Source organism: Flavobacterium frigidarium DSM 17623 (assembly GCF_000425505.1).
GTDB classification, from domain to species: domain Bacteria; phylum Bacteroidota; class Bacteroidia; order Flavobacteriales; family Flavobacteriaceae; genus Flavobacterium; species Flavobacterium frigidarium.
In genome coordinates this window covers 293,301-299,514 of the sequence record NZ_KE384393.1, presented here as the reverse complement: position 1 = coordinate 299,514, position 6,214 = coordinate 293,301, and the positions used below count along the sequence as shown (strand labels likewise).

The 6,214-nt window shown below is 32.9% G+C and carries 5 protein-coding genes; all 5 read right to left on the bottom strand.

Features of this window, described 5'->3' with window-relative positions:
* Positions 1-824: 824 nt before the first annotated feature.
* Positions 825-2,012 (bottom strand): enoyl-ACP reductase FabV, encoded by a 1,188-nt coding sequence (fabV, locus tag H603_RS0115745; protein ID WP_026709529.1) that lies wholly within the window; start codon positions 2,010-2,012, stop codon positions 825-827.
* An 88-nt stretch (positions 2,013-2,100) separates the two neighbouring features.
* The gene (gene recN / locus H603_RS0115740) at positions 2,101-3,753 is read right to left on the bottom strand and encodes a DNA repair protein RecN (protein WP_026709528.1); all 1,653 of its coding nucleotides are present in this window, start codon (positions 3,751-3,753) and stop codon (positions 2,101-2,103) included.
* A gap of 46 nt (positions 3,754-3,799) precedes the next feature.
* The gene (gene porD / locus H603_RS0115735; RefSeq protein ID WP_026709527.1) at positions 3,800-4,684 is read right to left on the bottom strand and encodes a type IX secretion system protein PorD; all 885 of its coding nucleotides are present in this window, start codon (positions 4,682-4,684) and stop codon (positions 3,800-3,802) included.
* Positions 4,677-5,888: a bifunctional phosphopantothenoylcysteine decarboxylase/phosphopantothenate--cysteine ligase CoaBC gene (gene coaBC, locus H603_RS0115730; RefSeq protein WP_026709526.1), complete on the bottom strand. Its 1,212-nt coding sequence runs from the start codon at positions 5,886-5,888 to the stop codon at positions 4,677-4,679. The genes porD and coaBC overlap by 8 nt, the downstream gene beginning before the upstream one ends.
* A gap of 6 nt (positions 5,889-5,894) precedes the next feature.
* Complete coding sequence (locus H603_RS0115725) at positions 5,895-6,212, bottom strand: DNA-directed RNA polymerase subunit omega (RefSeq protein WP_026709525.1); 318 nt, start codon at positions 6,210-6,212, stop codon at positions 5,895-5,897.
* Between the last annotated feature and the right edge of the window lie 2 nt (positions 6,213-6,214).

Here is a 6,214-nt window from a genome sequence, read left to right as displayed (position 1 = left end):
CTTACCTTGTTTTTTTCGTTTCGATTGTCAATTTTCGTGACTCTCGAAGCGCGTGCAAAAGTAATAAACTCTTTTAATTCTCACAAGCTTTTTTTAAAATAATCTGAAAATAAATTTTCAACTCATTTCGTTTTGCTTGCCATCATGTAAAGAACTTATTCGCTGTTGCGGGTGCAAAAGTAGGTAGTTTAAACGCATATTCAATACCTTCTACACAATTTTATTTTCTTTAATTTTCAATTTTCTTTTAATGAGCTGGAAACCTTACTATTGACTTATCATCAATTTATATCGCAATTCAAATTGTAAGATTAATCGATAAACAAAACCCTGTTCGCCTACTCCTGTTGGATTCATTCACATTAGTCCGCAGTATCCTTAATAAGTAGCAAGTACTTTGCCTACTACATAACAGAACCGTATTTATCTCTTTTAAGAATTACAATTTCAAAGCACCTTATATATATGAGAGAACCTCATTTATAAATTGACTTTTCTAGCTTACTACTAAATCCTAGCCCTGATAGCAGTGGAAATCCTTTTCTATTCAATCGATGACAATCGAGTGAATAGAAAAGATTGTAGCGAATAGCAGGAAATAGCTCTTAAACAAGAATCGACACAAGTACTCATTAATATAGCAATGTATCATTCTCAAATCCTAGCTTAAACTAATTCTTACACTAAAAACATTTATCACTCCTTACATTAAATGAAAGTGCGCTTCGTAAATAAGCAGAGGGATTAGGACATAAAAAAACACCTTAACTTAAGTGGACAAACCACATAAAGTAAGGTGTTTTAAATACTATATTAATACGGTACTAGATACTTTCTACAGCTACCATTTCGTTTGCATCAGCTTTATAATCTACTCCATCAAAACCAAATCCGAATAAATTATGAAAGTCATTTCTATACCCTTCAAGATCTCCTATTTCAGCTAAGTTTTCAGTTGTAGCTTCTTGCCATAATTTAGCAATTTTATCTTGAACATCCTGACGCATTTCCCAATCATCGATACGAATTCTACCTTTTTCATCAGTAGCAATTTCTTTACCAGAGAATAATCTTTCAGCATATAAACGCTGAATTTGCTCGATACATCCTTCATGAATTCCCTCTTCTTTCATTATCTTATACAATAAAGAAATATACAAAGGAATCACAGGTATCGCTGAACTTGCTTGTGTAACTAATGCTTTATTTACAGAAACATATGCTTTACCATTAATATCAGCCAAACTATCAGTAATAGTAAATGCGGTAGCTTCAAGATGATCTTTTGCACGGCCAATGGTTCCTTTTCTATAAACAGCCTCAGTTAATGAAGGCCCTATATATGAATAAGCAACAGTTGTAGCGCCGTCTGCTAATAGATTTTCTGCTTTTAATGCATCCATCCACATTGTCCAGTCCTCACCTCCCATAACTTTCACTGTATTCTCAATATCGTCTCCTTGAGCAGGTTCAATCGAAATTTCAGAAACTTTTCCTGAGTGAAAATCAACCGTTTTATTAGTGAATTTTTCACCAATAGGTTTCAAAGTAGAACGATGTAAAACTCCTGTTTTAGGATCTAGACGTACTGGAGAAGCTAAGCTATAGATTACTAAATCAATTTGTCCAAGATCAGCTTTGATCATATCAATAGTTTGCTTTTTTACTTCGTCAGAAAAAGCATCGCCATTTATACTCTTAGCATATAATCCTGCTTTATGTGCTTCTTTTTCAAAAGCTGCAGAATTATACCATCCTGGAGAAGCCGTCTTACCTTCACTAGGTGGTTTTTCAAAGAAAACTCCTATTGTTGAAGCATTTGATCCAAAAGCACTTGATATTCTAGAAGCCAAACCAAAACCTGTTGAAGCACCAATTACAAGTACTTTTTTTGCTCCGTTAATCGCTCCTTTTGATTTAATGTATTCAATTTGATTTTTTACATTTTGTTCGCATCCATCAGGGTGAGCTGTCAAACAAATAAATCCTCTCATTCTAGGTTCTATAATCATTTTGTATATTTTATTCGGTAAATTTTTGTTTTATGTGCTGTACTAAAGCACGTTAACTTTTAGATCATAACAAATATAATCCAAAAATCTAGTTCAGCAAGGCTTTGGCGTGATTTAGCGCTGAATCAGAAACTACAGTTCCAGATAACATTTGCGCGATTTCAACCACACGCTCTTCGTCAGATAATAATTTTAATTCAGATTGCGTGTCTTCACCCACTGTAGATTTAAATACTTTAAAGTGAACATTCCCTTTTGCGGCAATTTGAGGAAGGTGCGTAATAGCAAAAATTTGCATTGTTTTACTCATGTCTTTCATGATTTCTCCCATCTTAATAGCAATTTCACCAGAAACCCCAGTATCAATTTCGTCAAAAATTAATGTCGGCAGTTTAGAATAATGTGCAAGAATAGCTTTTACTGCAAGCATTATACGTGACATTTCTCCACCTGAAGCTACTTTTCGAAGCAAACCAAAATCAGTTCCCTTGTTGGCAGCAAACAAAAATTGTAATTCGTCTTTTCCGTTTTGCAAATATGTTTCGCCTTGTTTTAATTGAATATCAAAACGAACGTTTGGCATCCCTAAGGTGTCCAAGATAGCAATAAGTTTATCCGATAAAACAGGTATAGCTACAATTCTATTTTTATGAATAGCAAGTGCTAACTCGTCTAATATGATTGATTTATCTTTTATTGCAAGAGTTAACTTTTCAATATCTGATTCTAGATTACTTAAATCAGATATTGCTTGTTCTAAACTAGTTTGTATTTCGAGTAATCCCTCAACAGAGTCTACCTGATGTTTCTTTTGCAAATTATAAATTAGTTGCAATTTTTGATTAATTAAATCCAATTGTTCTGGATCATTAATTAATTTATCAGAACATCGTGCTAATTCTTCTGTAATATCATCAAATTCGATCACTAAGCTAGATACACGCTCTAATAAAGAATTATAATCTGGTGCGTAGGTTGCAATTTTTTGTAATGACGTTTTAATATCCTTTAAATTATGCATCACTCCTATTTGCTCTTCATTTGCAATAGCTGACGATTTGTCTAAAGATTCTTTGATAATTTCGACATTATTTAATTTCTCAAATTCTTCCTCTAAAACTTCTTGTTCTCCAGACTTTAAATTAGCTTCAACTAATTCATTCCATAAAAAGGTTTGATACTCTTGTTCTTTTATAGCATCAGACTGTCTTTTAAGCAAACTATTTAATTTACTCTTATCTGATTTGTATCCGCTAAGCATTGCTTGATACTTTTGAATTGTATCTTGATTTTTTGCAATAGCATCAATAATATCAAACTGTACCGTTTCATCAGAAAGCTCTCTAGTTTGCTGTTGCGAATGAATATCAATTAAATACAAAGAAAGCTCTTGCAGTAATTGCAAGTTTACTGGACTGTCATTAATAAACGCACGAGACTTACCCGATGGTAAAATTTCACGTCTTATAATGGTATCGGTCTCATAGTCGATATCGTTTTCCTTAAAAAACAATTTTAAATTGTATTTTGAAATTTCAAAATGTGCTTCAATCACACATTTCTCTTCTTTATTTTTTATTGATGAAAGATCGGCTCTTTTTCCTTGGATCAAACCTAAGGCACCCAATATTATAGATTTTCCAGCACCAGTTTCACCTGTTATGATAGAAAATCCTTTTGAAAAATCAATACTCAACTTTTCAATTAAGGCATAATTTTTTATAGATAATGAAGTAATCATTTAGCTGTTTTTGAAGTAATAAATAGAATGGTAAAAGTACTGAAATTTAAAATATAAATGTCGCCCATTTTGAAGCATTCAGAGGCGAAACTTTATTTAGATTATCTGTTAAATCAGTAATATTTACAGATGGACCTCCTGAAAATATAGAGACAATCTCATCAGACTTGGCATCAAAAAAAACTCGAGTTAAGAAAGCATTTGGTTTCACCGAATTTAGTGTTCCCAAATTAAACAAAGAAGCTTTTACTTTTTCTTTTGAGCCTTTGATATCAGTTGTCATCTTATCTAGAGCATTGTGATATTCGAAAGTTGTTTTTCTAATTGCTAAGTAAGTAGGAGATAATAAATCATTGATTAGAAAAAACCTATTATCATTACCGTCAAGCTGACTCCAGCCTTTTGAACTACCTTGCTGCGCAATAGTTGAAATATTTTGAGCGATTTGCAAATTTGCACTTCCACCTTGCAATGAGAAAGAATCCTCATCTAAACCTAAAATCATGTAGCTATAAAAAGACAATAGCGAAACAAGGTTTGTAGTATAAGAATTTTGATTGAAAATTAAATTTTCAAATTCTGTATAACTGAACGAAAAATTCTTATCGTTGTAATTAAAAATGGGAGATTCGTAAGAGGAATTAAATATTGGTCTAGAAGACTGCACTTGCATTGTAGCAGTAAACTGGTCAGAGCTACCAGATAAAATAGTAATGTACATAGAGCAATTAATCTTCTCTGATTGTTTCAAGCTTTGACCAGTCCAGTCGGTTTTGTTTACAAATTCAGTAATTGCAGTTTCTAAAGTTTTAAAAACTTGTTTATTTGTACTATTAACTCTTTGTGAATTTACCGTTACGGTACAATTTAATTGTTGCGCGTAAAATTGCCCAACAACAAAAAACATTAATAATACAAGTACTTTATTCATTTATATAGGCTATAACTTTATTTAAAATATCGACAGCAACTGCTTCTTTAGTTTTTAACTCCATGGGCTCAATATTGAAATCTTTGTCTATAAATGTAACTTTATTTGTTGCATTTCCAAAACCGGCACCTTGATCTTGAAGCGAATTAAGAACTATCAAATCTAAGTTTTTTTTCTGAATTTTCCCCTTAGCGTTTTCAATTTCATTCTCAGTTTCTAAAGCAAAACCAATAAGAAGCTGTTTTTGTTTGATTTCGCCAAGAGAGGCTAATATGTCTTTTGTTTTCTCTAATTCTACGACAAAGTTATTTGGTGCTTTTTTTATTTTTTGGGTAGCCACTGTTTTAGGCCTGTAATCAGCAACTGCTGCGGCTGCGATTGCAACATCAACATTTTGAAAACATGAGTGACAGGCATCATACATTTCCTGTGCACTAGTTACTTTGACAATTTCAATACTCGAATGTTTAACAGTACAATGCGTTGGACCCGCTACTAAAGTTACAGTAGCACCAAGTTCTGCAGCACAATTAGCAATATCAAAACCCATTTTTCCAGAAGAGTGATTACCAATAAAACGAACAGGATCGATTGCTTCGTAAGTAGGGCCAGCAGTAATTAAAATCTTTGTACCCTTGAGAGGAAGTTTACTTTCAAGACTTGCTTCAAGAAAAGCAATAATGTTTTCAGGTTCAGCCATGCGACCTTCACCAGAAAGTCCGCTTGCTAATTCACCACTTTCAGCGGGAATAATTGTATTCCCAAATTGCTGCAATGCATTAAAACTCGCTATAGTTGATGGATGTTTGTACATATCTAAATCCATTGCCGGTGCAAAATACACTGGACATTTAGCAGATAAATAAGTAGCAATAAGTAGATTATCACAATTACCCGTTGCCATTTTAGACAATGTATTTGCAGTAGCAGGAGCTACTACCATAATATCAGCCCAAAGTCCCAGATCAACATGATTGTTCCACTGGGCATTTTCATCGTCTTCATTATAAAAACTAGAATATACAGGGTTTTTAGATAATGTAGATAATGTAAGTGGAGTTACAAAATCCTTAGAAGCAGGTGTCATTATCACTTGGACATGTGCACCTGCTTTTATAAAAAGTCTCACTAAAGATGCCGTTTTATAGGCGGCAATTCCACCAGAAATTCCTAGTAAAACCTTTTTTCCGCTTAAAACTGACATAGTATATTATTTATTAGAATCTCTGTGGTAGATTTTTCCGTCTAACCATTCTTGAACTGCTAAAGCATGAGGCTTAGGCAATTTTTCATAGAATTTTGAAACCTCGATTTGCTCTTTGTTTTCAAAAACTTCTTCAAGACTATCATTATATGTAGCAAATTCTTCTAACTTTTCAGTCAATTCTTTTTTAATTTCAGAGTTGATTTGGTTTGCTCTTTTAGCCATAATGGTTATCGCTTCATACACATTACCAGTAGGTTCTTCAATAACAGTTTTATTGTATGTTATTGTATTTACTGGAGCATTCGTCTTTTTTAAATCCATGA